This window comes from uncultured Parolsenella sp. (assembly GCF_934660935.1).
Classification (GTDB): Bacteria; Actinomycetota; Coriobacteriia; order Coriobacteriales; family Atopobiaceae; genus Parolsenella.
In genome coordinates this window covers 44,935-70,203 of the sequence record NZ_CAKUIH010000010.1, presented here as the reverse complement: position 1 = coordinate 70,203, position 25,269 = coordinate 44,935, and the positions used below count along the sequence as shown (strand labels likewise).

The 25,269-nt window shown below is 63.1% G+C and carries 22 protein-coding genes and 1 pseudogene; 12 read left to right on the top strand and 11 right to left on the bottom strand.

All coding sequences use genetic code 11. The features are described from left to right. Positions 1–333: pseudogene (locus tag Q0H23_RS06340) on the top strand (signal recognition particle protein); the annotation flags it as partial. Positions 334–410: 77 nt separating this feature from the next. On the opposite strand, the gene Q0H23_RS06335 reads toward Q0H23_RS06340, so the two are convergent. From Q0H23_RS06335 to ppk1, 6 genes are read right to left on the bottom strand one after another with little or no spacing between them, the layout of a single operon-like run. Beyond that, positions 411–1,235 (bottom strand): HAD family hydrolase, encoded by an 825-nt coding sequence (locus tag Q0H23_RS06335; protein WP_293836752.1) that lies wholly within the window; start codon positions 1,233–1,235, stop codon positions 411–413. Between the two features lie 52 nt (positions 1,236–1,287). Further along, positions 1,288–2,379 (bottom strand): P1 family peptidase, encoded by a 1,092-nt coding sequence (locus tag Q0H23_RS06330; protein ID WP_293836750.1) that lies wholly within the window; start codon positions 2,377–2,379, stop codon positions 1,288–1,290. Next, on the bottom strand, positions 2,379–3,047 hold the full coding sequence (locus Q0H23_RS06325) for a Maf family protein (protein ID WP_293836748.1): 669 nt from the start codon (positions 3,045–3,047) through the stop codon (positions 2,379–2,381). The genes Q0H23_RS06330 and Q0H23_RS06325 overlap by 1 nt, the downstream gene beginning before the upstream one ends. Positions 3,048–3,056: 9 nt before the next feature. Continuing rightward, complete coding sequence (locus Q0H23_RS06320) at positions 3,057–3,608, bottom strand: DJ-1 family glyoxalase III (protein WP_293836746.1); 552 nt, start codon at positions 3,606–3,608, stop codon at positions 3,057–3,059. Positions 3,609–3,644: 36 nt separating this feature from the next. Continuing rightward, entirely contained in the window at positions 3,645–4,961 is a 1,317-nt protein-coding gene (rlmD, locus tag Q0H23_RS06315; RefSeq protein WP_293836744.1) for a 23S rRNA (uracil(1939)-C(5))-methyltransferase RlmD, read from the bottom strand. A 7-nt stretch (positions 4,962–4,968) separates the two neighbouring features. Beyond that, entirely contained in the window at positions 4,969–7,713 is a 2,745-nt protein-coding gene (gene ppk1 / locus Q0H23_RS06310) for a polyphosphate kinase 1 (RefSeq protein WP_293836742.1), read from the bottom strand. Between the two features lie 319 nt (positions 7,714–8,032). Between ppk1 and Q0H23_RS06305 the strand changes: the two genes are divergently transcribed. The 3 genes from Q0H23_RS06305 (at position 8,033) to Q0H23_RS06295 (ending at position 11,180) form a co-directional block, all read left to right on the top strand. Further along, entirely contained in the window at positions 8,033–8,965 is a 933-nt protein-coding gene (locus Q0H23_RS06305) for a TIGR02452 family protein (RefSeq protein WP_293836740.1), read from the top strand. Positions 8,966–9,354: 389 nt separating this feature from the next. Further along, a complete protein-coding gene (locus Q0H23_RS06300; protein WP_293813996.1) occupies positions 9,355–9,789 on the top strand; it encodes an ArgR family transcriptional regulator in 435 nt (144 codons plus the stop codon). Between the two features lie 68 nt (positions 9,790–9,857). Then, complete coding sequence (locus Q0H23_RS06295) at positions 9,858–11,180, top strand: argininosuccinate synthase (protein WP_293836738.1); 1,323 nt, start codon at positions 9,858–9,860, stop codon at positions 11,178–11,180. Positions 11,181–11,421: 241 nt separating this feature from the next. On the opposite strand, the gene bilS is transcribed toward Q0H23_RS06295, so the two are convergent. The 5 genes from bilS to Q0H23_RS06270 all read right to left on the bottom strand — a co-directional run bounded on the left by bilS (position 11,422) and on the right by Q0H23_RS06270 (position 15,458). After that, entirely contained in the window at positions 11,422–11,949 is a 528-nt protein-coding gene (bilS, locus tag Q0H23_RS06290; protein ID WP_293836736.1) for a flavodoxin family protein BilS, read from the bottom strand. A 228-nt stretch (positions 11,950–12,177) separates the two neighbouring features. Next, positions 12,178–12,864, bottom strand: coding sequence for an orotate phosphoribosyltransferase (gene pyrE / locus Q0H23_RS06285; protein WP_293813999.1), 687 nt, complete (start codon positions 12,862–12,864; stop codon positions 12,178–12,180). Positions 12,865–13,013: 149 nt separating this feature from the next. After that, on the bottom strand, positions 13,014–13,814 hold the full coding sequence (locus tag Q0H23_RS06280; RefSeq protein WP_293836734.1) for an amino acid ABC transporter ATP-binding protein: 801 nt from the start codon (positions 13,812–13,814) through the stop codon (positions 13,014–13,016). A 9-nt stretch (positions 13,815–13,823) separates the two neighbouring features. Next, positions 13,824–14,477: an amino acid ABC transporter permease gene (locus tag Q0H23_RS06275; RefSeq protein ID WP_293836732.1), complete on the bottom strand. Its 654-nt coding sequence runs from the start codon at positions 14,475–14,477 to the stop codon at positions 13,824–13,826. Positions 14,478–14,585: 108 nt separating this feature from the next. Further along, on the bottom strand, positions 14,586–15,458 hold the full coding sequence (locus Q0H23_RS06270) for a transporter substrate-binding domain-containing protein (protein WP_293836730.1): 873 nt from the start codon (positions 15,456–15,458) through the stop codon (positions 14,586–14,588). 222 nt (positions 15,459–15,680) lie between these two features. On the opposite strand from Q0H23_RS06270, the gene Q0H23_RS06265 reads away from it, so the two are divergent. The 8 genes from Q0H23_RS06265 to Q0H23_RS06230 all read left to right on the top strand — a co-directional run bounded on the left by Q0H23_RS06265 (position 15,681) and on the right by Q0H23_RS06230 (position 25,230). Next, on the top strand, positions 15,681–16,844 hold the full coding sequence (locus Q0H23_RS06265; protein ID WP_293836728.1) for a glycerate kinase: 1,164 nt from the start codon (positions 15,681–15,683) through the stop codon (positions 16,842–16,844). Between the two features lie 99 nt (positions 16,845–16,943). After that, positions 16,944–18,230: an NAD(P)-dependent oxidoreductase gene (locus Q0H23_RS06260; protein ID WP_293836726.1), complete on the top strand. Its 1,287-nt coding sequence runs from the start codon at positions 16,944–16,946 to the stop codon at positions 18,228–18,230. A 344-nt stretch (positions 18,231–18,574) separates the two neighbouring features. Next, positions 18,575–19,462, top strand: coding sequence for an FAD binding domain-containing protein (locus tag Q0H23_RS06255; protein ID WP_293836724.1), 888 nt, complete (start codon positions 18,575–18,577; stop codon positions 19,460–19,462). Then, complete coding sequence (locus tag Q0H23_RS06250) at positions 19,462–20,001, top strand: 2Fe-2S iron-sulfur cluster-binding protein (RefSeq protein ID WP_293836722.1); 540 nt, start codon at positions 19,462–19,464, stop codon at positions 19,999–20,001. Before Q0H23_RS06255 ends, Q0H23_RS06250 begins: the two co-directional genes overlap by 1 nt. Next, positions 20,001–22,364: a molybdopterin cofactor-binding domain-containing protein gene (locus Q0H23_RS06245; protein ID WP_293836720.1), complete on the top strand. Its 2,364-nt coding sequence runs from the start codon at positions 20,001–20,003 to the stop codon at positions 22,362–22,364. Before Q0H23_RS06250 ends, Q0H23_RS06245 begins: the two co-directional genes overlap by 1 nt. 518 nt (positions 22,365–22,882) lie before the next feature. Next, the gene (locus Q0H23_RS06240) at positions 22,883–23,770 is read left to right on the top strand and encodes a substrate-binding domain-containing protein (protein WP_293836718.1); all 888 of its coding nucleotides are present in this window, start codon (positions 22,883–22,885) and stop codon (positions 23,768–23,770) included. Between the two features lie 19 nt (positions 23,771–23,789). Further along, on the top strand, positions 23,790–24,491 hold the full coding sequence (locus Q0H23_RS06235; RefSeq protein WP_293836716.1) for an amino acid ABC transporter permease: 702 nt from the start codon (positions 23,790–23,792) through the stop codon (positions 24,489–24,491). A 10-nt stretch (positions 24,492–24,501) separates the two neighbouring features. Next, on the top strand, positions 24,502–25,230 hold the full coding sequence (locus Q0H23_RS06230) for an amino acid ABC transporter permease (RefSeq protein WP_293836714.1): 729 nt from the start codon (positions 24,502–24,504) through the stop codon (positions 25,228–25,230). Positions 25,231–25,269: the final 39 nt, after the last annotated feature.

Here is a 25,269-nt window from a genome sequence, read left to right as displayed (position 1 = left end):
CTGCGCCAGATGGGCGGCGATAACTCCGAGGAGCAGATGCGCCAGATCGAGAGCATCATCCATTCGATGACGAAGCAGGAGCGCGCTCGCCCGGGCATCATCAACGGCATGCGCCGCCAGCGCATCGCGCGCGGCTCCGGTCACTCCGTGCAGGATGTCAATCGCCTCATCAAGCAGTGGAGCGAGCTCAACAAGATGATGGGCAAGATGCGCGGCATGATGGGGGGCGGCAACCGCAAGCAGGCCAAGCGCCAGATGCAGCAGATGATGCGTCAGATGGGTGGCGGCATGCCGGGCGGCATGGGCATGCCCGGAGGAAAGCTGCCGTTCTAATCTCACGGAAGCGCTATAGCAAGCAATAAAGCCGCCTGCGAATTTGCCGAGATGGCAACGGCGCAGGCGGCTTGCCTCTAACGATGCTGGGGCTCGATGATGCGTTCGACAAGTTCGGGAAGCGCTCCATCGGGCCCCGTCGTGTCGAGCACGAGGTCACAGACGGGACGCACGTCGTCGGTCACGTTGGCCACGCCCACGCCAAGCCCGGCAGCGGCGATCATCTCGCGGTCATTGGCTGAGTCCCCGAAGGCGATCGTGTCTGCGATGTCTATGCCGAGAATCTCGGCAAGTTTCCTGAGGCCCTCGCCCTTGTCGCAGCCTATGGGGTTGACCTCGAGGTAGCGACCGGAGGAGTAGGTGATCGTCGCCCGTCCGTCGAGCATGGGGTCGATGACGTTGGCACCAAACTCGTGAAGCCAGTCGAAGTTCATGTTCATGTAGATCATCTTCGAGACGACGGGCACGCTCGACAAGTCCGGAAGGTCCACTTTCTCGATGCGGCGGAGTGACGCGAGGTAGCGAGACTCGCTCTCGGTCATGCCTTGCACGAGAATGCGACCATCTGGCGTATAGGCATGCATGGAGAGCCCGCGCTCGCGCCCAAACTTCCAGAGCTTGTCTGCGAGGTCGTGGTCGAGGTTGTGGGAGAAGATCGGCTCAGGGTCGCCAAAGCGATTGATCGAGCCTCCGTTATAGGAGATGACGTACGTACCCTCCATGAGGGCGGGATCGATGTCCTCGAAGTTGTCCATGATGGAGAGATAGCCTCGCCCGGAGCTGGGAACGAAGAGCACACCGAGCTCGCGCAGGCGCTTGAGTGCCGGGAGGTTTGCGGGCGGAATCTGATGATGTCCGTCGAGGAACGTCTCGTCCATATCGCTTGCGATGAGCTTGTACATTGGAGCCTTTCCGCTATTCGTTCGTACGGGTGTGTGAGCCTAGTGAACAGTCCTAGAGATCCGCGGCGCCGGGGAGGCCGTGAGAGGTCTTGGCGCTGCGGGCGCCGTCTGTGATGGCTCGCTCGAGGGCGCGCGTTGCGAGGATGCCCACAACGTCGACGGGCATCTCAACCTCGCCGGTTGCCATGACGAAAACGGAGTCGCCGTCATTGGTCGTGTGAGTGGGGCGAATCGCATGGGCATAGGCATCCGCCGCCATTTGGGCGACCTTCGTTGCCTGAGCCTTCGTGAGCTTGGCGTTGGTTATGACGCAGGAGATGGTCGTGTTCGTGCGCATGGGAGGCTGAGAGCTGCCGTTGCGGCCTGCCTCGAGGGGCATCCTCGCGGCCATGGAGAGCGCGAGGTCACATTCGTCCACGAAGCCCGCGCCCGTCTGGGAGCGCATGCCGGCGATGACCTCGCCCGTATCCGGGTCGACGACGTTTCCGCACGCATTCACGGCGGCGATGGCACCGCAGACGAGCGTGCCCGCCTGTTCGACGTCGGTTCCGAGGCCCGCCTTCATCGCGAACGCGGGGCCGCCAAGCTTGCCGACGGTGCATCCACAGCCAGCCCCAACGTTGCCTCTGGGCAGCGGAACCGGCGGGTTGTCGAGCGCGCGGGCACATGCCGAGGCTCCATCGCGTGCGGTGGGGCGTACGTGCGGGTTTGCGAAGGCCAGGTCGAAGAGGCATGCGCCAGATACGATGGGGACGACGCCAACCTGCACGTTAAGCCCGATGCCACGACGCTCGAGTTCCTCGGCAACGCCAACGGAGGCAGCCAGGCCATAGGCGCTTCCGCCAGAGAGAACGACGGAGTGCAGGACGTCGACCGTCTCCTCCGGACGGAGGAGGTCCGTCTCTCGAGTGGCGGGGGCGCCCCCTCGGACGTCTACGCCGCCCGTGGCGCCGGCCGGGCAGACGATGACCGTGCAGCCGGTGCCGTTTTCCTCGTCCGTGTGATGGGCAATGCGAATTCCGGGGATTTGGGAGACGTCAGCGATGGTTGTGGCTGGCACCTCCGTCGCATTGGCCGCAAGGTCACGCGGACCTTCGAGCCTCTTGTCGTCCCACATCGTTCGACCCGAAATTCTCTTTGCCATTAGTCGCTCTTTCCGACGAAAGCCTCAAGTGCGCGCATCGTTTTGGCCACGGGGAGGCCGACCACGTTGAAGTAGTCGCCCTCGATTGTACGCACAAGCGTGCGGCCGAGCCCCTGGATCCCGTAGGCTCCAGCCTTGTCGAGCGGCTCCCCGGTTTTGACGTAGGCCTCGATGGTCGCATTGTCTAGTTCGTAGAACGTGACGCTCGTGGTCTCATAGAACGAGAAGGACCTGTGTCCGCCCGTTCGCGTGGGAGATAGGAGGCAGACGCCGGTAGACACTTCGTGCGTGCGCCCGGAGAGCGCGTGGAGCATCTCGATGGCATCTTCCTCGGAACGGGGCTTGCCAAGCTCCTCGCCGTCGATGGCAACGATGGTGTCCGCCGCGAGGATGACGTCGCCGGGCTTGGTCTCGTCCTCGAGGGCGCTCATCGCCTTGCATTCCGCGAGATGACGGACCATCTCCTCGCAAGTGGGCTCCTCGTCGAAATCCTCGCCCAGCTCCTCGTCAAAGCTGTTGGCAAACGCCTCGAGCGCCGCCGCCTCATCGATGTTCTGCGGCCTCACGATGGGGTTGAAGCCCATCTCCGTCAGGAGCTCGACGCGCCTGGGGGAGCCGCTTGCGAGAACGAGGCGATCTATGCGGTTGGGAAGGTCAAACAGCGACAAAACGCGCACCTACCTTTCGATGAGCATGCCTGAGGCGACACCGTCAGCGGTGGCCTTGTCGGTGAGAAGCTCGAGCAGGGCGAGGCCAAACTCGACGGCAAAGCCGGGGCCAGATGCGGTCACGAGGTTGCCGTCGCGGTAGACGCCGTTCTTCTCCGGGCGAACGCCGGCGGGAAAGTCTCCCTCGAAGCCCGGATAGCAGGTGGCCGTTCGTCCCTCGAGGAGGTCGAGCTCGGCAAGAATGGAAGGAGCGGCGCAGATCGAGCCTACCTTACGGTTCTCCATGAAGTCGCGCGCGAGCTCGCAGACGCGGTCGGTGGCGCGGAGGGTCGTGGTGCCAGGAAGGCCGCCGGGAAGGACGATAAGGTCGCAGGTGGCGAAATCATAGGTGTCAAGCGTGGCATCGCAGTCGATGCCGACGTTCTGGGCGGAGGTGACGTGCGGCTCGGCGTTTACGGTGACGAGGGCCACGTCCTGGCCGCCGCGACGGCAGACGTCTGCCGGGGCGAGCGCCTCGATGGTCTCGAAGCCATCAGCGAGAAGGATTGCAATGCGTGCCATGGTGTATCCAATCTGCCGTGTCGGCGGCCTTGTGGGTTACTTGCGAACAAGCTTGGTGACGGTCTCGACGTGGAAGGTCTGCGGGAAGAGGTCGACCGGCGTGACGGAGACCGGCTCGAAGACACCAATCTCGCGGAAGCGAGCAAGGTCGCGGGCGAGGGTCGCCGGGTCGCAGCTCACGTAGGCGATGGCGCGGGCGGGCTGATCCGAAAGCTGGGACACGACATCATCCGCGAGGCCGGCGCGGGGTGGATCGACGACGATGACGTCCGCGTCGTCATCCGGGAACTCGCGGCCCGCGTCTCCACCCACGGCGTCGACGTTGTCGAGGCGAGCCTCCTCAAGGTTTCGGCGGAGATCGCGAACGGCGGGGCCATAGGACTCAACGGCGTCGACGAAGTCGCACCTCTGGGCGAGCGGCAGCGTGAAGGTGCCGGCGCCGGAGTAGAGGTCCATCGCGATGTCGTCTTCCTGCGGGTCGAGCGCGTCAATGACGAGTTCGACGAGCTTCTCGGCACCCTTGGTGTTCACCTGGAAGAAGCTCGGCGCGGAGAGGCGCATGACGTTGCCGGCGATGCGCTCGCTCCAGGAGCCGGCGCCATCGAGGCGCTCAACGCCGGCGATCTTGCGTGCCTTGGACGGACCCTTCGTCATGACGCGCACGAGGGACGTGGCGTGAGTCGCTTCGAGGACGCGCTTTGCCTGCCCGCGCGGGAATGCCCCGGCGGGAGTCCAGATCGCGATCTCCACGTCCTTCGTGCGACTGGAGCGGCGAATGCCCACGCGCTCGATCTCGAGCTCATGAGAGCTCGCGAGATAGGAGAGCGCTCCCGAGACGTTCTTCACGAGTTTGGCGTCGCGCCCCTTGGCGGGAACGTCGAGCAGCGGGAACTCATCCACGCGGATGACCGTCGCGCCGTCTGCGGCGTACATGCCAAGCGTTGCGTGACGGCCGTCGCGAACGAACGCGAGCTCGGCTTTGTTGCGATAGTGCCAGGCGTCGCTGGGGGCGAGGCAGTCACGAACGAGCTCGTCAGCATCGGCCATGTGGCCCACGCGAGCGAGCGCGTCGACGACGTTGGCGCGCTTCGCGGCGAGCTGGGCCTCGCGTTCCATGCAAGCCCAGGGCGCACAACCAAGCACCGTCGCAAGCGGCCAAGTGGGGGTGACGCGGGCGGGAGAGGGCTCAAGGACCTCCGTGACCTTCGCCTTCGCGAAGGACTTCCCGTCGCTTACGAGCTCCGCCTCGACGACGTCTCCAGCGATGGCGCCAGAGACGAACACGCATTTGCCGTCTTCGGTGTGGGCGATTGCGTCGGGCCCGTAGGTCATCCGCTCTATGGAAAGTCTCATGTATGTCCTAGTTCTTCGTGCGTCCAAACAACGTCTTGAAGCCTAACCCAAAAATGGCAAACGCGGTGGCGACACGTCCGCGCGGACGCCTGGCGAGTTGTGTGGCCGCCGCGGCATTGCCCACGGCGCGTGGCTGATCATCCGTAGCGTCTTCGATGAGGGTGGCGGTGACGTGGGCGGGTTCCTCTGCGGGTGTGGCCACCGGCGCGGGTGCGGGTGAAGTCACTGCGGGTGCGGGCGTTTCTGCGGTCGCGAAGACGGGCTCGGAAGGCTGGGCGGGTGTCTCTGCCGGCACGGGCTCGCGCGAAGACGCGGCCATGGGAGTTGCCGCCTGCGCGGACACCTCTTCATGCAACGTTTCCGCTGGTATCGTGCCCTCAGCCTCGTCTGCCTTCTGAACGGGTGCGTCGCTCGTGGGCTCCTTGACCGTGGCCTGCTCAACTGCGGTAACGGGCTTCGTCTCAATGGCGGGCTCCGGCTCTGCCAGCGCCTTCGTCGCGGCGGCGCTCTCAGCCTCCATCGCGTGGGCGTATGCCTCTGCGATGAAGACCTCCTGGCAGTTCACGGAGGGCTCGCCGTCCTCTCGGCCGATTCTGGCCCAGGTTCCGTCGCACGTGAGGCGACGCGCCTTCACGTTATCTGCGAGCTGAAGCTCCATGAAGTTCTTCACGATCTGCTGGCAGGTCGGGTCGAGAACGGGATAGGCGATCTCGACGCGGCGCTCTGTGTTGCGCGTCATCATGTCCGCGCTCGAGAGGTAGATGGTGTCCGCGTCGACGCCAAAGGCGTAGATACGCGCATGCTCGAGGAGGCGCCCCACGATCTGGCGAATCTCGATGCCGGTCGTGCGGTTCTCGATGCCCGGCAGCATGCAGCAGATGCCTCGCACGATCATGATGACCTCGACGCCAGCCTGGCTCGCCTCGGCGAGGCGGTCGATGACGTCGCGGTCCGTCAGGGAGTTCAGCTTGAGGAAGACACGGGCTGGGGCTCCGGTTCTGGCGCGCGTGATCTCGCGGTCGATGCCGCGCATGATGAGGGGCTTGAGCGACAGCGGAGCCACGCCGAGGTAGCTATAGGAGCCACGGAGGTTGCCCAGGGAGAGGTTGCGGAAGAAGGCGTTGCCATCCTCGGCGATGCCGGGATGAGCCGTCATCAGCATGAAGTCGCTGTACAGCAGGGCAGTCTTCTCGTTGAAGTTGCCGGTGCCAAGGCACGTGATGCGGGATATGCCGCGCGCGTCATGATAGGTGATCTGGCAGATCTTCGAGTGGCACTTGAATCCCTCGGAGCCATAGATGACGGTGCATCCCGCCTCCTCGAGACGCTCTGCCCACTCGATGTTGTTCTGCTCGTCGAAGCGGGCGCGAAGCTCCATGAGGACCGTGACGTCCTTCCCATTCTCGACGGCGGTCACGAGGCTCTCGCACAGACGCGAGTGGCGCGCCACGCGGTAGAGCGTGATCTTGATCGAGATGCAGTCGTCATCGTTCGCCGCCTCGTGGATGAGACGCAGGAGGGGACTCATCGACTCATACGGATAGGTGAGCAGGACGTCGTGGTTCTCGACCTGGCCGCGCATGGGCTCGCCGTCGCGCACCATGGGCGAGGGCTGCGGAGCAAAGGGAGGGAACGTGAGCGCGCTCTTGCGGCTTGCGGGAACCTTGCCTTCGAGCTGGTAGACGAACGAGAGGTCTGAGGGCGTCGAGAGGTGGAACATCCTGCGCTTCTCGAGCTCAAGTTCCTTGCGGACGAATGTGACGAGCGACTCGTCGAGGTCTCCGGTAATCTCGGCGCGGACGGGCTGGAGGCGGCTCCTGCGCTTGAGCACCTTCTTCATGTGCTGGCGGTAGTCCTCCTCCTCCTCGACCCCCTCGCCGTCAGGGTCGATGTCGGCGTTGCGCGTGACGCGTACGACGCCAGAACTCGTGGGGACGTAGGAACCGAAGCAACGGCCGAGCATGGAGATGATGACGTCCTCAACGAGGGTGTAGCGGATGCGACCCTCGCTGGAGGGAAGCCAGATGATGCGATCCGCGGTCTGCGGGACCTCGACCATGCCGAGAACCCCGTGCTCATCGTTGCCATCGAGGGAGCAGACTACGTGCAGGACACCGTTCTTGAGGTTGGGGAAGGGATGACGCGGGTCGACGATGAGCGGCGACAGGATGGGAGCCAGGCGGCTCTCGAAGTAGCGGGAGACGGTGACGAGATCGGAGTCCGTGTACTGTTCTGGCACCAGACGTTTGATGCCCTCCATCTCGAGGGCGCTCTCGAGCTGGGTGAAGCAGCGCTCGCGGCGTTCGTACAGGCCCGGGAGGATCGAGAAGAGCTGGGCGAGCTGCTCCGACGGGGTCTCGTCGCTCTTGTTGTCTGCCGGCTGGTGCTTGAGCTCAGCGAGGTCAGAGAGGCCGCCAACGCGGATCATGAACCACTCGTCGAGGTTCGACTGGAAGATGGCACAGAACTTGATGCGCTCGAGGAGCGGCACGGATTCGTCAAAAGCCTCGTCAAGGACCCTGTTGTCGAAGCGAAGCCAGCTGACCTCGCGATTCTGCGTGTAGGAGAAATCACGGGAACGCTTCTGGGGACGATTGGCGTTGGCGGGCGTCGGGACGACGTCGGCGAATTTGGCAGCCTTGTGCTCGAGCTCGGCGGCGGAGGCCTTTTTCGAGCTCTTTGAGGATTTGACCTCGTCCTTTTTGCGCTTGGAGGCCTTGTCTGACTTGTGTGTGCCTTTGTTCTTGCCCATATGTCGCTCCCGGCTCGTCACGTACGGCATCGAATGCTTCCAACAGAACTAGTATCCACGTAATTCCGGACATCTCTTGTTACGATTCGGTAAGGGCCTCTCTGCGTCTGATGGGCGTCTCAATCTGGTCGTTTCCCCTCCTGAATTGCCGCCCCATTTATCGACAAATTGCTGCTAGACCTTGCAATTGGCGTTTTATGGCCGTACAGTTCTTGCAAACGTGCTGCTTGATGAGTTGATGCGACAGCGCGCCGCAGGTGAACCGCTATCTCTAAATAGCTGACAAGGTATTTTCCAGAGGACGCGAGGAGACATATATATGGCTGAACCGAACAATCGCGCACGTGGAAACAGGCAGTCCCGTGAGCGCACGCGCGACGACCGCCGTCGCGAGAGGGCGAACGCTGCCGTCGCCCATACCGCGGAGATGCACGATCGCCTTGGTGCGGAGATTGAGCGCTCGGTGCGGGAGACGCGCTTCTATGACGAGATTCCCGCGGCGCCGGCGGGCAGTGAGACTTCCGTTCCCAGCGTAAGCGTCGTCGACGCGGATTCCGTTTCCGCGGTGCTCGAGCTTGGCCGCGGCCGTGCCGATATGTGTGACCTCGCCGTTCTTGACTTCGCATCGTTCACGTATCCCGCGGGCGCCTACATCCGTGGTGCCATGGCTCAGGAGGAGGCACTCTGCCAGGAGAGCTTCCTGTACAACGTCCTCTCGCGCTTCGAGGGCTGGTTCGCGGAGAATCGTCGCCACAACATCAACTGCGAGCTCTATCGCGATCGAGCCCTTGTCGTGCCAAAGGTGCGTTTCGAGCGCGAGCGCTTCCACTCCTATGCTGACGTCATCGTTGCCGCCGCCCCCAATCTCAAGCGGGCGAAGGCCAACTACCACGTGCTCGAGTCTGACCTCACGCGTTCGATGCGCTCTCGCGTTCGGCTCGTGCTTGGCATCGCTGACGTTCTTGGCCATGACAAGCTCGTGCTTGGCGCCTTCGGTTGCGGCGTCTTTGGGTGGGACGCCCTCCGCGTCGCCCAGATCTTCGCCGAGGAGCTCGCGACTGGCAAGCACGTGGCAAGTCAGGTGACCTTCGCCGTGCCGAAGGGTCGTCACGATGAGAACCTCGAGATGTTCCAGCATGTGTTTGCCACGTTCCCCGAGGCTAACGAGGAGCCTTACGCCTCCGCCCCGGAGCCCGCGCCCGTTAGCCACGAAGAGGGCGAGACGGAGGAGGACTGGCGCAAGTACCTTTAGGTTCTTGTCGCGATGTTAGCTTCTCTCAAGAAGTGGGGTTAGCTCTTTCCATCTAGTTGAGACATTGGGTCGCCGGCGCATTCTTGGACGAATGTGCCGGCGATTTTGTATCGGGTGCACGCATTGTGATCAGCGCGCTGTGCTCAGAGCGCCTAATTCGTCCCGGACTGGAAGTTTTTTGGTCAGCCTCGGTGCCGTCGTCTCTGCGAACGTATCAAGCATTCATGATGTTGTGTAAACAAACGGAAAATTGCGAAATACCCGTATTTTATCGTGCTAATATGCATTCTCGATGCGAATCTAATGGGTTAGTACCCAATGACGAATGCAAATCGCCAGCAATCTTCGCTGCGTGGTTGCTCAAGCATAGCAGCTCGAAAGGTGTCGACGTGAAGAAGCGATATAACCGACAGGACGCGATCCGCGAGATTGTCCGCGATAAGTCCATCAAGACCCAGCGTGCCCTCGTCGAGGAGCTTGAGAAGCTCGGTTTCGTCTGCACGCAGGCTACGATCTCGCGCGACATCGCGGACATGGGCCTGCGCAAGCTTCCGGAGGGCGTGTATGTCCTCGCCGAGGACCTGCACCTACAGCGCATGGTGTCAGACCTTGTCACTAATGTCGTGCGGGCTAACAACATCGTCGTCATCCACACGCAGGCCGGGGCCGCCCAGGGCGTCGCCGCCGCCTTCGACGACGCGAGCCTTCCCGACGTGGCGGGCTGCATTGCTGGGGACGACACGATCATGGTCGTCTGCCTCACTAACGAGCAAGGCGTTTCGCTCGAGCAACTCGTGAACAAGCTCAGAGGCGTGTGTGACTAAGCGCCTCTTGGTTCCGTCGCATCCGTTATTCGACTCTCAAATAGGCATCCAATCGAAGGAGCATCTCTATGTCCGAAAAGGGTAAGGTCGTTCTCGCGTATTCCGGTGGCCTCGACACTTCGTGCCTTCTCAAGTATCTCCAGGATGAAGGCTATGACGTGGTCTCCTGCATCGCCGCTCTCGGCCAGCCGTCCGAGGAGCGCAAGGACATCGATGCCGTGAACGAGAAGGCCAAGATGCTCGGCGCCGTGGCCGCGTATGACGTCGACATCCGTGACGAGTTCTGCGAGGACTTCGTTGCCAAGGCGATCTTTGCCAACGGCATGTACGAGAACAAGTATCCGCTGCTCTCCGCCCTGTCTCGTCCCGCCATCTGCCGTCATCTCGTGAAGGTGGCCCAGGCCGAGGGCGCCGTCGCCATCGCCCATGGTTGCACTGGCAAGGGCAACGACCAGGTGCGTTTCGAGCTCGAGTGCAAGGCCCTCGACCCGACGCTCGACATCCTCGGTCCGGTCCGCAGCTGGGAGCTCACCACGCGCTCGAGCGAGATCGAGTACGCGCAGTCCCATGGCATCCCCGTTGACGCCACCAAGGAGAATCCGTACTCCATTGATGAGAACGTGTGGGGCCGTGCCATCGAGTGCGGTGTGCTCGAGGATCCGTGGAACTCCGCGCCCGACGGAGCCTGGTCGCTCACCGTCAACGCCGAGGACGCGCCTGACGAGGCTCGTGATGTCGTCATCGGCTTCGAGGCGGGTCTGCCCGTCTCCATTGATGGCCAGCGCATGAAGCTGTACGACCTCATCGCCGCGCTTAATGAGATCGTGGGCAGCCACGGCTTTGGTCGCATCGACATGATCGAGGACCGTCTCGTCGGCCTCAAGAGCCGCGAGTGCTATGAGCAGCCGGGTGCTCTCGCCATCATCATGGCCCACAAGCAGCTCGAGTCCCTGTGCCTGCCAGGCGACGTGCTCCACACCAAGCTTCAGCTCGAGCATGACTGGAGCCGTCAGGTCTACAACGGTCTTTGGTACTCGCCGCTCAAGGACGCACTCGACGCCTTCTTCGCGAGCACCCAGAAGACCGTCAGTGGCGAGGTCCGTTTGCACCTGTACAAGGGCAACTGCACGGTCACCGGCTCTCGTGCCGATAGCTCGATGTACGACTTCGGCCTGGCTACCTACGACAAGGGCGACACCTTCGACCGCACTGCCGCCAAGGGCTTCATGGACCTCTTCGGCCTGCCCAACCGCGTCTGGGCCGAGCGTCGCATCGAGCGCGAGAAGGCCGCTGGCGTCGCCGCCGCCGCCCAGATCGCCGCGATGGGCGTGAAGGAGGCTGAGGCTGCCGGCACCGGCGAGGCCGGAGCTTCTGGCGCCAGCGCCAAGTAGGCAATCCCTGACATACGAGATGCGCCCCGCTTCCAGAGGATGAACTGCCTCCCATTTCTTGGACACGAGAAATGGGAGGCTTTTTATGTCCGTCGACCTGAGAAGAAGGTACAACGAGGTCACGAGAAGAGAGGCGGCGGCGCTCTTCGAGAGCGGCCTGGGCTATGGGCTCGCCGCTCGCATTTGGGGCGCTTTGCGTTTGCGGAGTGCTACCTACGCTTGCGTCGCGCTGCTCGTGGGGCTAGATCAGGCCTGCGTCGTGGAGGCTTGCCTCGAGCGCTCGAAGGTCGTCGTTGTCCGGATGGGTGCGGGCAACCTCGAAGTTCCTGATGAACATCTCCGCGCGCTTGGCCTCCGGACTATCTGGGTCAGCATCGGCTAGCATCTTCTTGTAACGTCCAAGGACCGTCTCGGGCATCTTGCCCTGGCACATGAACGAGCCCACGAGGTCGCAGCTCGCGGTGAGGTCCCCACGCATGCGCGCGAGCACGCCGTTGAAGTACTCGGCGGACTCGCCAAAGCCACAGGTGCCAAAGATGAACACGCGCTTGTGGGAGAGGCCACGGACGAACTCCGCCATCTCCGAGGTCGAGGTGCCCTTATCCGTCCACGAACCAACGAAGACGATGTCCGCGTCAGTGGCGTTTGTGGGAGCCTGCTCGGGTGCGCCGAAATATATGCAGCCGTCCTCTCCCATCAGCTTAGAGATTCGCTTTGCTATGAGCTCGGTGTTGCCCGTCTTGCTCGAGAAGACGATGGAGTAGCTCATGGATACCTCCGAGATTGTGCGATGTGTGGCTGGGCGCGATAACTATACGTGAGCGCGGTGGCATGCCGCTTGCTGTATTGTTGCGTATGTTCGGTTATACCCGCGATTGAGCTAGTCATACGCTCGGCGTTCGTGGCGACCCACAAAGAAGGCGGCCACCTCGAAAACGAGACGGCCGCCATTTTGCGCAACGTATGTCGGTGGTGACGCCGGGGTGCCTTGTGGACCTTACTGCTCCTTAACGCCGTACTGCTCGTAGTAGGCGTCGATGTCGGCCTTGAGGGCGTCGTCGATGACGACCTTGCCCTCGATCTCATGGTTGTGGAGGGTCTCGACGACCTCGGCCATGGAGACGATGCTGGCGACGGGGAAGCCGTACTTGGCCTCGATCTCCTTCTGTGCGGTGGTCACGCCGCCCTTGCCGACCTCCATGCGGTTGAGGGAGACGATGAGGCCCTTGATCTCGACGTCTGCGGCAGCCTTGACCTTGGGGTAGGTCTCATCGATGGACTTGCCGGAGGTGGTGACGTCCTCGACCATGATCACGCGGTCGCCGTCCTGCGGCTCGTAGCCGAGGAGGTTGCCCTTGTCGGCGCCGTGGTCCTTGGCCTCCTTGCGGTCACAGCAGTACTTGACCTCCTTGCCGTAGAGCTCGTGATAGGCGATGGCGGTCACGACGGCCAGGGGGATGCCCTTGTAGGCCGGCCCGAAGAGGACGTCGAAGTCATCGCCGAAGTTGTCGTGAATTGCCTGGGCGTAGTACTCGCCAAGGCGCTTGAGCTGGGAGCCGGTGACGTAGGCGCCCGCGTTCATGAAGAAGGGGGACTGACGGCCGCTCTTGAGCGTGAAGCTGCCGAACTTCAGGACGTCGGACTCGACCATGAACTTGATGAACTCGCTCTTGTATGCCTCCATGGGGCTCCCCTCGGGCGTGGTTTGTACATTCGAATCTAGGATAGAGCAAATGCCGCAGCGAAGAGTTGACAAAGGGACAGTCCCTTTGTCAACCCCGACCTGCAAAAGGGACTGTCCCTTTTGCAGGTATGCATGTCCAGGTTGGTCGGCTACTGCGTGTAGCGGGAGAGGAACTCGCGGGTGCGGGGGTGCTGGGGGTTTTCGAAGACCTGCTGGGGCGTACCCTCTTCGACGATGCTGCCGCCGTCCATGAAAACGACGCGGTCCGCGACCTCGCGCGCGAAGCTCATCTCGTGCGTCACGATCACCATGGTCATCTGTTCGGCGGCGAGGCCCTTGATGACGCGCAGCACTTCCGCGGTGAGCTCCGGGTCAAGCGCGCTCGTGGGTTCGTCGAAGAAGAGCACCTCGGGGTTCATGGCAAGGGCGCGTGCGATGCTCACGCGCTGCTGCTGGCCTCCGGAGAGCTGGCAGGGAACCTTGTCCTCGTTGCCGTTGAGGCCCATCTTCGCGAGGAGCTCGCGCGCCTGCGCCTCGACCTCGTCTTTATTGCGGTGCTGTACGTGGATGGGGGCGTCCGTGACGTTGCGCAGAACGCTCATGTGCGGGAAGAGGTTGTAGGCCTGGAATACCAGGCCAAAGCGCTGGCGCGCGGCCTTGAGGGCACCGGCGTCGCCGTAGCGTGAGCATCCGGTCCCGTCATCCGCGGCGACCGTCACGTCTCCATAGGAGAGGCTTCCGCCGTCGAGCTTCTCGAGTAGCGTCATGCAGCGAAGCAGCGTCGACTTTCCGCCGCCGGACGCGCCGATGATGGCTACGACCTCTCCGCGATTGACCTCGAGCGTTATCCCCTTGAGTACCTCGGTGTCGCCAAATGACTTGCGCGCTCTCTCAATCGAGACGACTTGCTGGTTCGTTGCACTGTTGCATGTTGCTCTGGTTTCAGACATCGAGGCCTCCTAGTCGTGGTAGTAGTCGAGTTTCTTCTCGAGTACACCGAGCGCGATCTCCACCAGGAAGTTGAACACCCAGTAGAAGAGCGCGGCGATGGCAAACGGCACCATGCTCACCTGAGACGCCACGAGCGCCTTGGCGGTGGAGAACATCTCGGCGACTCCGATGGAGAAGGCGAGCGAGGTGTCCTTTACGAGGGTGATGACCTCGTTTCCCATGGCGGGGAGGATGCGCTTGGCAACCTGGGGGAGGACGATGCGGAAGAACGTCTGGCAGCTCGAATAGCCGAGAACCTCTGCAGCCTCATACTGGCCACGCGGTATGGACTGGATGCCCGAGCGGTAGATCTCCGCGAAGTACGCGGCGTAGTTGATGATGAACGCCACGACGCAGGCATGCCATTTGGAGTCTGGCGTGAGTTGAATGCCGAAGACGTAATAAGGGGAGAAGTAGATCGCGAACATCTGCAGCATGAGCGGTGTTCCGCGCAGCACGCTGATGAACGCCCGCGCGAGCAGAGCCAGCGGTCGCAGGCGGCTCATTCGGGCGAGGGCCACCGGTATGCCCAGGGGGATGGCTCCGATGAGCGTGAGCATAAAGAGCTTGAGCGACACGCCAAAGCCCTGTATCAGCATGCCCGTCATCGTTGCTGTGTCCATGGTGCCTCCTGTACCGTGCGCGCCGGCGGTGCCTGGGATGTGGCGCCGCCGGCGCATGCCGGGTGTGTTGTGCGGTGTCTTGCGGAGCCCAGAGCGGGCGAGCCTTGGCTACTTGAGCTCCCAGTTCTCGTACGAGATGCCGTAGCTCGCGTACTTCTCGCACAGCTCCTTGACGAAGCCATCCGCGTCCATGGCCTTGAGGGTCTCGGTGACCTTGTCGGCGAGGGCCTGGGAGCCCTTCTTGAAGCCCGCGGCGTAGTTCTCGGTGGAGAGGTCCTCGTCAAGCTTGGCATAGGCGTCGGGCTTTGCGGAGAGTTGGTATTCGGCGATGGAGAGGTCGCAGGCAACGGCGTCGACGGCGCCGGACTCGAGCTGCATGAACGCGGTGTTGTAGTCGCCGATGGTCTCGAGGCCGGCGAACGTCGCCGCGAGGTCCGCCTTGTCGCCCTGCAGCACCTCGAGGGCGGCGGAGTCGGTCTGGGTGATGACGTTCTTGCCCGCGAGGTCGTCGAGGCCGGAGATGCCAGAGTCCTTCTTCACGACGACGACCTGGCCGTTCTTCATGTAGGGGGCGGAGAAGGTGTAGTCATCCTCGCGGCCCTCCATGGTGAAGCCGTTCCAGATGCAGGTGATCACGCCGGAGTTGAGCTGGGTGTCCTTGGCGTCCCAGTCAATCGGCTCGAACTCGACCTCCCAGCTGTTGCGGCGGCACACCTCGGCAGCGAGGTCGAGGTCGAAGCCGGTGAACTGGCCGTCATCGCCGACGAAGCCGTAGGGCGGGTATTCCTGGTCGAAGCCGACGGTCAGCTTGGTGATGTTCGCGGAGTCGTCGGCGGCCTCTGCCGTGGTACTGGCTGTGGCGGCAGTCGTCGTGGAGCCGGAGCCAGAGCCACAGCCGACGAGGCCGAGGCCGCAAACGGCGGCGATGCCGCCTGCGAGGGAGAGGAACTGACGGCGAGAGATGGAGTCGTTGGTGCGCATGAGAGCCTCCTTGGGGTGCCTGGGGACGCTGAGCGCCTGCGTGTCGTCCCTTGGCACTTTAGTTTGCTAAAGTTGCTGACAAGGACTTTAGCAGACTAAAGTGTGCGATACAACGCGTTCTTAGTAACGGTCGTGTTAACAGAAAGAGGTGCACAATGGTTGACAAAGGGACTGTCCCTTTGTCAACCATTGTGCCGCTGCCATAGGGGAAAGGATCCTCCGGTGACCGAGCCTTCCATTCTCATCGCGTCCGACTCGTTCAAGGGCTCTGCGTCGAGCTTTCGTGTGGCTGAGCTTATAGAGCAGGGCATTCGTAGGGTTTTCCCGCGGGCGAACGTCAAGCGCCTGGCTATCGCTGACGGCGGGGAGGGCACGGTGGATGCCGTCATTGCCGCTCGAAATGGCGAGATCCGCGAAGTGGACGTTCTTGGCCCTCTCGGCGACACCGTCTGCGCGCGCTACGGGCTCTTCGACCGAGACTGCGCCATCATCGAGATGGCGGAGGCGGCGGGGATCACGCTCGTGGAGCAGAATCGCTCGAACGCCCTGCTTGCCTCATCGTACGGCGTGGGCCAGCTCATAGGCGACGCCCTGGATGCTGGCGTCCGTCACATCTACGTGGGTCTCGGCGGATCCGCCACGAGCGACGGCGGCTCCGGCATGGCCAAAGCCTTTGGGGCCCGCTTTCTTAACGTGAACGAGGAGGATGTCGCTCCGGGGCTCGCCGGTCTCAGAGACCTCGCTCGCATCGATCTTGCGGGTCTCGACCCGAGGTTGGCAGATACGGACATCGTTGCCATAACGGATGTCACGAATCCCCTGACGGGCCCCTCTGGCGCCGTCGCGATATATGGTCCCCAGAAGGGCATCGACGTCCGCGACGTGGCTGCCGCCGATTCCTGGATGCGCTCCTACGCGCGCATGCTCGAAGCCATATGCGGGCGTGACATCGACGCCGTGCCGGGAGCGGGCGCTGCCGGCGGCCTCGGTGCGGCGCTAACGGCATTTTGCGGCGCGCGTGTCGAGCGCGGCATCGAGTTCGTGCTTGATGCCATCCATATTGACGAGGCGCTCGAAGGAGTCGACCTCGTTATCACCGGCGAGGGACGCATGGACGCACAGTCCGCGTTTGGCAAGGCTCCCGTGGGCGTTGCTCGTCGCGCCAAGGCCAGGGGAATTCCCGTCGTGGCGGTGGTGGGCGGTCGCGCCGAGGACCTTGGCGAGGTCTACAAGAGTGGGGTTGACCTCGTGCTTCCCGCCGTCATCGGGCCTTCGACGCTCGAGGAGTGCATGGCGGACGCCGCGACGCTGTTACCCATCGCGGGGGAGTCCGTGGCGCGTGCGTTCTTGCTCGGGACTCGTGCATGTCGTGTGTCGAGGCCCTGACTCGCGTGCAGCCTTGATTTGTCATGTTAAAGTTGACCACGGAAAAGTAGACAACCTAAGCGAGCCGCATGATGCGACTCGAGGAAAGGGTGCGTGCCCGTGGCAATCCATATCATCGAAGAAGCGGACCGTTGTCTCCAGTGCAAGAACCCCATGTGTCAGAAGGGCTGCCCCGTCTCCACCAACATCCCCGAGGTTATTCGCTTGTTCAAGGACGGCAAGCTCAACGAGGCCGGAGCGATGCTCTTTGAGAACAACCCGCTCTCCGTCGTGTGCTCCACGGTGTGCAATCACGAGGGCCAGTGCGAGGGCCATTGCATCCGTGGCCGCAAGGACACTCCCGTTCACTTCTCCGCCATCGAGAACTTCATCTCAGACCTCTACCTCGAGCGTATGCAGATTGAGCGCAAGCCTGCCAACGGTCGCTCGGTTGCTGTCATCGGGGCCGGGCCCGCGGGCATCACTGTTGCCGTGAAGCTCGCTCATGAGGGCTACGGCGTCACGATTTTCGACTCGAAGGAGCGCATCGGCGGGGTCATGCGCTACGGCATCCCGGAGTTTCGCCTCCCGAGCTCCGTCCTCGATCGCTACGCGAAGCGCATGGCGGACATGGGCATCATGTTCCGCGCAAACACGACGATCGGCGGCGCCCTCGAGATTCGCGACCTCTTCCGTGACGGCTACGAGTGCGTCTTCGTGGGCACTGGCGTCTGGCGCCCGCGAACCCTCGGCATGCGTGGTGAGTCCCTCGCCAACGTGCACTTCTCGGTCGACTACCTTGCGGACCCGACGGCCTTCGAGTTGGGCGAGACGGTCGCCATCATCGGCGTGGGAAACTCTGCGGTCGACGTCGCGCGTACGGCGCTTCGCCGCGGCGCCCGCCACGTGACCATGTACTCGCGCTCGAAGGAAGTCACCGCCAGCCCGGACGAGCTCGCATATGCCGAGCTCGAAGGTGCCGAGGTCGCCTATGGCGGGGCAATCACGATGCTCACGGAGGACGGTCCCGTCTTCAAGCGCGCCATCTTTGACGAGGAGGACAACGTCATCGGCTTCGACAACGACCTCGTCCAGTACGACGCGGACTCCACGATCATCTGCATCAGCCAGGGCCCAAAGAACAAGCTCATTCTCACGACGCCCGGCCTCGAGGGTGGGGAGCGGGGCCTGCTCCTCACCGACGAGCGTGGTATGACTACGGTCGATGGCGTGTTTGCCGCAGGTGACGTGGTGACGGGCTCCAAGACCGTCGTTCATGCCGTCGAGGGCGCCAAGCGAGTTGCCGAGTCCATGCTCGAGTACCTCGACGCCAAGGCTGCCGCCGGCGATGTTGAGAAAGAGCCGCTAGGCTACATCCACCACGTGCACGGCATCATGGACGTGTAGCGCGCAATCTCGCCCGCCGGCTCGCGGAACACTGGGGGCCGGCGGGCAGGCGACCCTACGCCGGACGACTTACGCCTGGCGGCCCTATGTCGGGTGACATTGCGCCGGACGACCCGTGCCATCTCGCGACCCTCCAGCCAATCATCGGCGTTATGTGGGAGAAACTAGCACGCCATAATTGTATTTTTGCTGTTAAACGGCCCCGTCGTCGGTTCCTATCCGATAGGATTGACGAGTAAGGATAAGAGGGGGCCGTTCTCGCATGTTCGTGCGGCCCTACAGATGGGCGTCCTGCCCGGCGTGTTAATCGCCGCGGCGGGCGTCAGAGCATCCGAAGGAGAACCGTGCTCCAATTTAAGAACTATGCGCGTCCAGACACCGCAGAGGAGGCGTACGAGCTTCTCCGGAAGGGACGCATGAATCGCGTCCTCGGCGGCGGGGTCTGGCTGCGCCTCCAAGACAGGCGAATCAGCACGATGATTGACCTGTCGAACCTCGGCCTCGACCAGATCGAGGAAACCCCCGACAGCTTCGTGATCGGCGCCATGGTGACGCTGCACGAGCTCGAGCGCCACGTCGCCTTCAATGAGGCCACTGGCAACGTCTTCCGCGATGCCGTCCAGGACGTGGTTGGCGTGCAGATGCGCAACTGCGCCACCGTCGGCGGCTCGGTCTTTGGCCGCTTTGGCTTCTCGGATGTCCTCACCTCGCTGCTCACCCTCGATACGGAGGTTGAGCTCGTCGGTGCCGGCATCGTGAGCCTCGCCACCTTCGCCTCCATGCCCTACGAGCGCGACATCCTCACCCACGTGATCGTGCACAAGCATGACTACGCCGCCAATTTCCAGGCGCTCCGCAACTCCGCGACGGACTTCCCGGTCCTGAACGTCTGTGCCGCCGCCTGGGGAGGCGCCTGGCACGTCACCGTCGGTGCCCGCCCGTGTCGCGCCCGCCTCGTCGAGGGCGATCGCCTCGGCCTTCCGCTCGAGTTCACGGACGAGGAGCTTGACGCCTCTTGCGCCCGCCTCGCCGAGCTGCCGATGAGCGGTAACATGCGCGGCTCCGAGCGCTATCGCCGCCACCTCGCCCGCGAGCTTGGTCGTCGTGCCATTCGCGTCGCGGCAGGCCTCGACCCCATCCCCGCTTCTGCCTTCACGCCTGCTCCGCGCACCGTGTGCTCCGGCGACCTGCATGACGCCGAGGGACCCAAGACGGGGGAGGGTGACAACTAATGCTCGTAAGCTTCTTCATTAACGACGAATACGTCTCCGTTGACGTGCGCCCCGACACGCGCCTGCTCGACTTCCTGCGCGAGCGCGGCTACAAGAGCGTCAAGTGCGGCTGTGAGACCACCAACTGCGGACTCTGCACCGTCTGGCTCGACGAGACACCCGTTCTGTCCTGCGCGGTCTACATGCCTCGCGTGAACGGCCGCCGCGTCACCACGCTTGAGGGCCTTCGCTCTGAGTCCGCCGAGTTCGCGCGTTGCATGATGGAGGAGGGCGCCGAGCAGTGCGGCTTCTGCTCTCCGGGCCTTGTCATGAACGTGCTGGCGCTCGATCGTGACCACCCTGACGCGAACGACGAGACGATCAGTCGCTACCTCTCCGGCAATCTCTGCCGTTGCACGGGCTACGCGAGCCAGCTTCGCGCCGTCCGCCGCTTCCTCGCGCGTGACCGCGTGACCGGCGTTTCGGCCCCTGCAAGCACGGAAGTCACCGGCGTCGCGCCCTCCGCAGACGCATCCGCGAACGAAGGGGAGGTGCGCTAATGGGAACCATCGGTGAGAGCGTCGTCTCTGACTCCCGCGCCGGCGAGCTTCGCCAGCTTTCTCACGCCGTTGTCAAGAAGGACGCGAAGGGCCTGCTCGAGGGCCGTGCGGTCTACACGAACGACCTTGCCCCGCGCGACTCCTACATCGTCAAACTGCTGCGTTCGCCCCACGCGCACGCGCGCATCCGCTCCATCGACGCCTCGCGCGCCCGCCGCATCGACGGCATCGTCGCCATCTACACCTACGAGGACGTCCCCCAGGTGCGCTACACGCTCGCCGGCCAGAGCTTCCGCGAGATGAGCCCGTACGACACGATGATTCTCGACCGTACCGTGCGCTACGTCGGCGACGAGGTTGCCATCGTGGTCGGCACGGACGAACTCGCCATCAACGCCGCCATGCGCCTCATCAAGGTCGACTACGAGGTTCTTCCCGCCGTTCTCGACTTCAAGGAGGCGCTCGACAACCCCACGATCGTTCATGACGAGGATGACATCCGCGCCTATGTGCCCATGGGCGAGGACTTCAAGCGTAACCTCGTCTGCCACGAGGTCTCCGAGCACGGTGACCTCGAGCGCGCGTTCGAGGAGTCTGACGTCGTCATCGACCGCGTCTACGAGACCCAGGCGACCGAGCAGTCGATGATGGAGCCCTTCAGCTCCTATGCCTACACGGATGCCCAGGACCGCGTGTGCGTGGTCGCCTCCACGCAGGTGCCGTTCCACATCCGTCGTCAGGTCTCCATCGCTCTCCAGATTCCCAAGAGCCGCGTCCGAATCATCAAGCCCCGCGTCGGCGGTGGATTCGGTGCCAAGCAGACCGGCTGCAACGAGGTCTACTCCGCGTTCTGCGCCTATAAGCTCGGCCACCCATGCAAGTGCATCTACACGCGCGAGGAGACCATGGCGAGTGGCAATACTCGCCACAAGGTGCGCATGCACGTCCGCCTCGGCGCCATGAACGACGGCACGATCACGGCCATCGACCTCTATGCGCTATCTGACGCCGGTGCCTACGGCTATCACGCGCCCACGACCATCGGCCTCGTCGGTCACAAGTCGCTCCCGATCTACAACCACGTCCGCGCGAGCCGCTTCTCCTATGACGTCGTCTACACCAACACGACGCCTGGCGGCGCCTTCCGTGGCTACGGTGCCACGCAGGGCCAGTTCGCGGTCGAGAGCGCCGTCAACGAGATGGCGGACAAGCTCGGCATCGATCCGTGCGAGATGCGCCTCGCCAATATCGTCCACGAGGGCGAGACCATGCCGCAGTACTACAACGAGAAGCTCGAGAGCTGCCGTCTCGATGACTGCCTGCGCCGCGCCATGGAGATGATTAACTGGAAGAACAAGCCGCTCGCCCGTGACCTGGGCGATCGCGTGCGCTCCCTGGGCGTCGCCCTCACCATGCAGGGCTCCGGCATTTCCAACGTCGACATCGGATCTGTCGACCTGCGCCTCGAGGATGACGGCTTCTACGTGCTCAACATGGGCGCGACCGACGTGGGCACTGGCGGCGACACGATCCTCGCCCAGTTCGCGGCAGAGGTCCTCGGTTGCAGCACCAACCGCATCGTGGTGAACGGCGTCGACACGGACACCTCGCCTTTCGACTGTGGCTCCTACGCGAGCTCCGGCACGTACGTTACGGGCATGGCTGTCGTGAAGGCCGCGACCGAGCTGCGCGAGAAGATCCTCGAGCAGGCAGGTCGCGTCATGGGTGTCGAGCCGTCTGCGCTCGACCTCGACGGCGGCCGCATCTTCGTCGCAGACGACGATGACGAGGTGCTCACCGTCGGCGAGATCGCCTCGGGTAAGATGCGTGAGATGACCTTGGACGATCTCTCCGGCCGTCTCATTGGCTTTGGCCTCCAGCCGGGCTTCCTCTCGGCGCATGCGTCCAACTCCCAGCCTGTTTCGCCCCCGCCCTTCATGGCGGGTATCGCCGAGGTCGATGTCGACAAGGCCACGGGTAAGGTCACGGTGGTCGATTACGTTTCCGCCGTCGACTGCGGCACCGTCGCCAACGCGAACCTCGCGCGCGTTCAAGCCGAGGGCGGCATCGCGCAGGGCATCGGCATGGCCCTTACCGAGGACGTACAGCGTGCTGCGGACGGTGGCCTGCGTACGAACAACTTCATGCAGTACAAGATCCCGTCGCGCCTCGACGTGCCTGAGATTCGCATCGACTTCTGCCCGAGCTATGAACCCACGGGTCCGTTCGGCGCGAAGTCGATCGGCGAGGTCGTCATCAACACGCCGCTTGGCGCCATCGCGAGCGCTGTCGCGCACGCAACCGGCAATTACGTGCGCTCGCTTCCGATCACGCCCGAGAAGGCGCTGTTCGGGGAGGAGTAGCTGACGGGTCCCGGCGGGCCGCCTGGGGTGCTTCGCAAACGTCCTCGCGGGCGAGTGCTTTGTGCTAAACGAGGGTGTTGGCGCTGCGGAATGTTTGCTTCAGCACCCCAGGCGGCCCTTTCGTGGACGGAGCCGCTGTGTTCCCGGCGCGCCTTTTCGGGCGCTCTCGTAAGGCTGTTTGCGCAAGCTGCTTGGGCTAATCAATCGCTCGTTCCGTTTTCTTGGCGGGACGGGCGATTGTTTCTATTCAGGTCGTCTAGTGGCCCACTTTTGTTTCGACTGTCACCGGCTTTTAGCCTCGCGTTTTCCGCTTTGTTTCTGCAACAAAGATGCAACCAAGACAAAACGAAGCATCCTACCTGCGGATTCATAAAACGGCGCGTGACTGTTTACAGTAGCGGCGTACTTTTTGTCATCTTTCGTTAACGGACGGCTCGCATTCTGCACCTGTCGCCAGGCAAGGGCCTGACGGACGTGGGGCCACAAGCTCCGCTCACCGATGCGAAAGGGGACGCACCATGGCTAAGCAGAACGTTACTCCGTACATGATCTCTCGCAGGAACTTCCTCAAGGGCGCGGGGATTCTCGGACTCGGCGTCTTCGGCGTCGCCTCCCTCTCTGGTTGCGCGCCGGATAGCTCCTCTGCCACGGGCGGATCTGCCTCCGGCAAGACCGTCAGCGTCCTTACCTACAACGGCAACCCGCCCTACTGTTCCCTCGACAAGGAGGGCAACCTCGTTGGCTACGACGTTGACGTGCTCAAGGCCGTCGACGAGCGCCTCGATGACTACTCCTTCGACATCGACTCCATGGACTTCACGGCCATGATCACGGCCTGCGAGTCGGGCTCGGCAGAGCTCGTCAGCTGCCAGCTCGTCCCCAGCGAGGAACGCAAGGAGAAGTTCATCTTCTGCGAGGAGTCCTTCTGCCTCTCGCCGATGGTCTTTGCTGTGCGCGATCCCAACATCAAGACGCTTGATGACATGGCGGGCCTGACCACGCTCTCCAACCCCATCAACTACGAGTACGGCATGATTGAGAAGTACAACGAGAAGTACCCCGACAAGGCCATCGAGCTTAAGACCACCTCCGACATCACCATGGCCGACGCCTTCAAGATGGTCGCCTCCGGACAGGTGGACTCCTACTCCTGCTACGACGGCTCCTTCGACACCGTCAACGACGAGGCGGGCACGGGTCTGTACAAGACCAACGTCGTGCTGTGCGAGTCTACCTACTTCATGTTCAACAAGGAGCAGACCGAGCTGCGCGATGCCGTGGACAAGGTTCTCAAGGAGATGAAGGGGGACGGTAGCCTGGGCAAGCTCGCCGAGCAGGACCTGGGCGTGGACGTCTTCACCGCTTACGCCGACGTCCTGTCTGACAACGAGCTCATGAACGACTAGCCCGGCGGGAGACAATCCTATGCAGACCTCCTACACCTTCGAGCTCCACGCCGAGCTGATCCCGGGCTTCATCTCGACGATTCTCACGGCGCTGCCCATGACGGTCTACCTGCTCGCGTACTCGCTACTCTTTGGTCTGGTCATCGGCCTTCTGCTCACGTTCGCGCAGCTGCGCGGCGGACGGGTGCTTGCCTCGCTCGCCCACGGCTATATCTCGCTCATGCGAGGCGTCCCGTCACTCGTCTTGATCTTTTTGCTGTTCATGGGCCTGCCGCAGGTCATGCCGGTGCTGGCGAAGCTCCCCAAGTCCACGTTCATCCTCGTGGCGATGACGCTCATCTCCTCGGCAAACCTCGGCGAGATGATGCGCTCGAGCTATCTGGCCGTAGAGCACGGCCAGACCGAGGCGGCGCTGTCTGTGGGCATGACCGAGGTCCAGGCCCTGCGCCGCATCGTGCTGCCGCAGGCCGTCGCCATCGCTATCCCCAACCTGGGCAACAACGTCATCAGCATCTTCAAGGAGACGGCCTTGGCGTTCTCCATCGGCACGCTCGACCTCATGGGGCGTGCGCAGACCATCTCACAGGCCAGCTACGGTGCCTCGCGTCTGGAGGTCTACATCTCGGTCGCCATCATTTACTGGTGCATCTGCTTGCTGCTCCAGCTCGTCACGACCATCATCGAGCGCGCGACCTCCCGCGGTCGCACCGTCACGGCATAGGGGTGGGCACATGATTGACTTAGAGTTTCTCGCCGAGGCGTTTCCCCAGGTCCTGGCATCGGTGCCCGTGACACTGCTGCTGGTCTTCGTCTCCATTCCTATAGGCTGGGTGCTTGGCATCCTCATCGCGCTCGTCAAGAACGCGCGCGTGCCGGTACTCAGCCAGCTGGCCAGCGTGTTCGTCTCGTTTATGCGTTCCGTGCCGATGGTCATCATCCTGTTCGTCTCGTACTACTCAACGCCGCTTATCATACAGACCTACCTGGCCTCCATCGGCCTCTCGGCCGACGTCAGCGCCGTGCCGGCCGCGGCCTACGCCATCGCCGCTTTCGTGCTCGAGCAGGCCGCCTACTCCTCCGAGGTCTTCCGCTCGGCGATTCTGGCCGTGGACAAGGGACAGATCGAGGCCGCGCAGTCCGTGGGTATGACCAAACCGGTGGCCTACGTGCGCGTCGTGCTGCCCCAGGCCATCACGAGCGCCCTGCCCAACCTGAACGGCCTGTTCGTGGGCCTCGTCCAGGGCACCTCGCTTGCCTACTTCGTGGGCGTCTACGAGGTCATGGCGACCTCGACCCTGCTTGCCAACGCGAGCTACGCCTACATCGAGGCCTATCTCATGGCGACGGTCATCTATGAGGTGCTGAGCTTCGTGTTCAACCGCATCTTCCGCGTCATCGAAGGCAGGGCATCCCGCTATCTGAATCTGACCGCGCCCGACGCTTCCGCCCAGACGGCCTAGCGCAACCATCCAAGAGGAGACTCACAATGCCAAACTCCG

Bases quoted from the DNA above. Each gene is read 5' to 3' on its own strand.
- Q0H23_RS06335 (WP_293836752.1), bottom strand. From the start codon at position 1,235: ATGTACAAGCTCATCGCAAGCGATATGGACGAGACGTTCCTCGACGGA.
- Q0H23_RS06330 (WP_293836750.1), bottom strand. From the start codon at position 2,379: ATGGCAAAGAGAATTTCGGGTCGAACGATGTGGGACGACAAGAGGCTC.
- Q0H23_RS06320 (WP_293836746.1), bottom strand. From the start codon at position 3,608: ATGGCACGCATTGCAATCCTTCTCGCTGATGGCTTCGAGACCATCGAG.
- rlmD (WP_293836744.1), bottom strand. From the start codon at position 4,961: ATGAGACTTTCCATAGAGCGGATGACCTACGGGCCCGACGCAATCGCC.
- ppk1 (WP_293836742.1), bottom strand. From the start codon at position 7,713: ATGGGCAAGAACAAAGGCACACACAAGTCAGACAAGGCCTCCAAGCGC.
- Q0H23_RS06305 (WP_293836740.1), top strand. From the start codon at position 8,033: ATGGCTGAACCGAACAATCGCGCACGTGGAAACAGGCAGTCCCGTGAG.
- Q0H23_RS06295 (WP_293836738.1), top strand. From the start codon at position 9,858: ATGTCCGAAAAGGGTAAGGTCGTTCTCGCGTATTCCGGTGGCCTCGAC.
- bilS (WP_293836736.1), bottom strand. From the start codon at position 11,949: ATGAGCTACTCCATCGTCTTCTCGAGCAAGACGGGCAACACCGAGCTC.
- pyrE (WP_293813999.1), bottom strand. From the start codon at position 12,864: ATGGAGGCATACAAGAGCGAGTTCATCAAGTTCATGGTCGAGTCCGAC.
- Q0H23_RS06280 (WP_293836734.1), bottom strand. From the start codon at position 13,814: ATGTCTGAAACCAGAGCAACATGCAACAGTGCAACGAACCAGCAAGTC.
- Q0H23_RS06275 (WP_293836732.1), bottom strand. From the start codon at position 14,477: ATGGACACAGCAACGATGACGGGCATGCTGATACAGGGCTTTGGCGTG.
- Q0H23_RS06270 (WP_293836730.1), bottom strand. From the start codon at position 15,458: ATGCGCACCAACGACTCCATCTCTCGCCGTCAGTTCCTCTCCCTCGCA.
- Q0H23_RS06250 (WP_293836722.1), top strand. From the start codon at position 19,462: ATGCTCGTAAGCTTCTTCATTAACGACGAATACGTCTCCGTTGACGTG.
- Q0H23_RS06245 (WP_293836720.1), top strand. From the start codon at position 20,001: ATGGGAACCATCGGTGAGAGCGTCGTCTCTGACTCCCGCGCCGGCGAG.
- Q0H23_RS06240 (WP_293836718.1), top strand. From the start codon at position 22,883: ATGGCTAAGCAGAACGTTACTCCGTACATGATCTCTCGCAGGAACTTC.
- Q0H23_RS06235 (WP_293836716.1), top strand. From the start codon at position 23,790: ATGCAGACCTCCTACACCTTCGAGCTCCACGCCGAGCTGATCCCGGGC.
- Q0H23_RS06230 (WP_293836714.1), top strand. From the start codon at position 24,502: ATGATTGACTTAGAGTTTCTCGCCGAGGCGTTTCCCCAGGTCCTGGCA.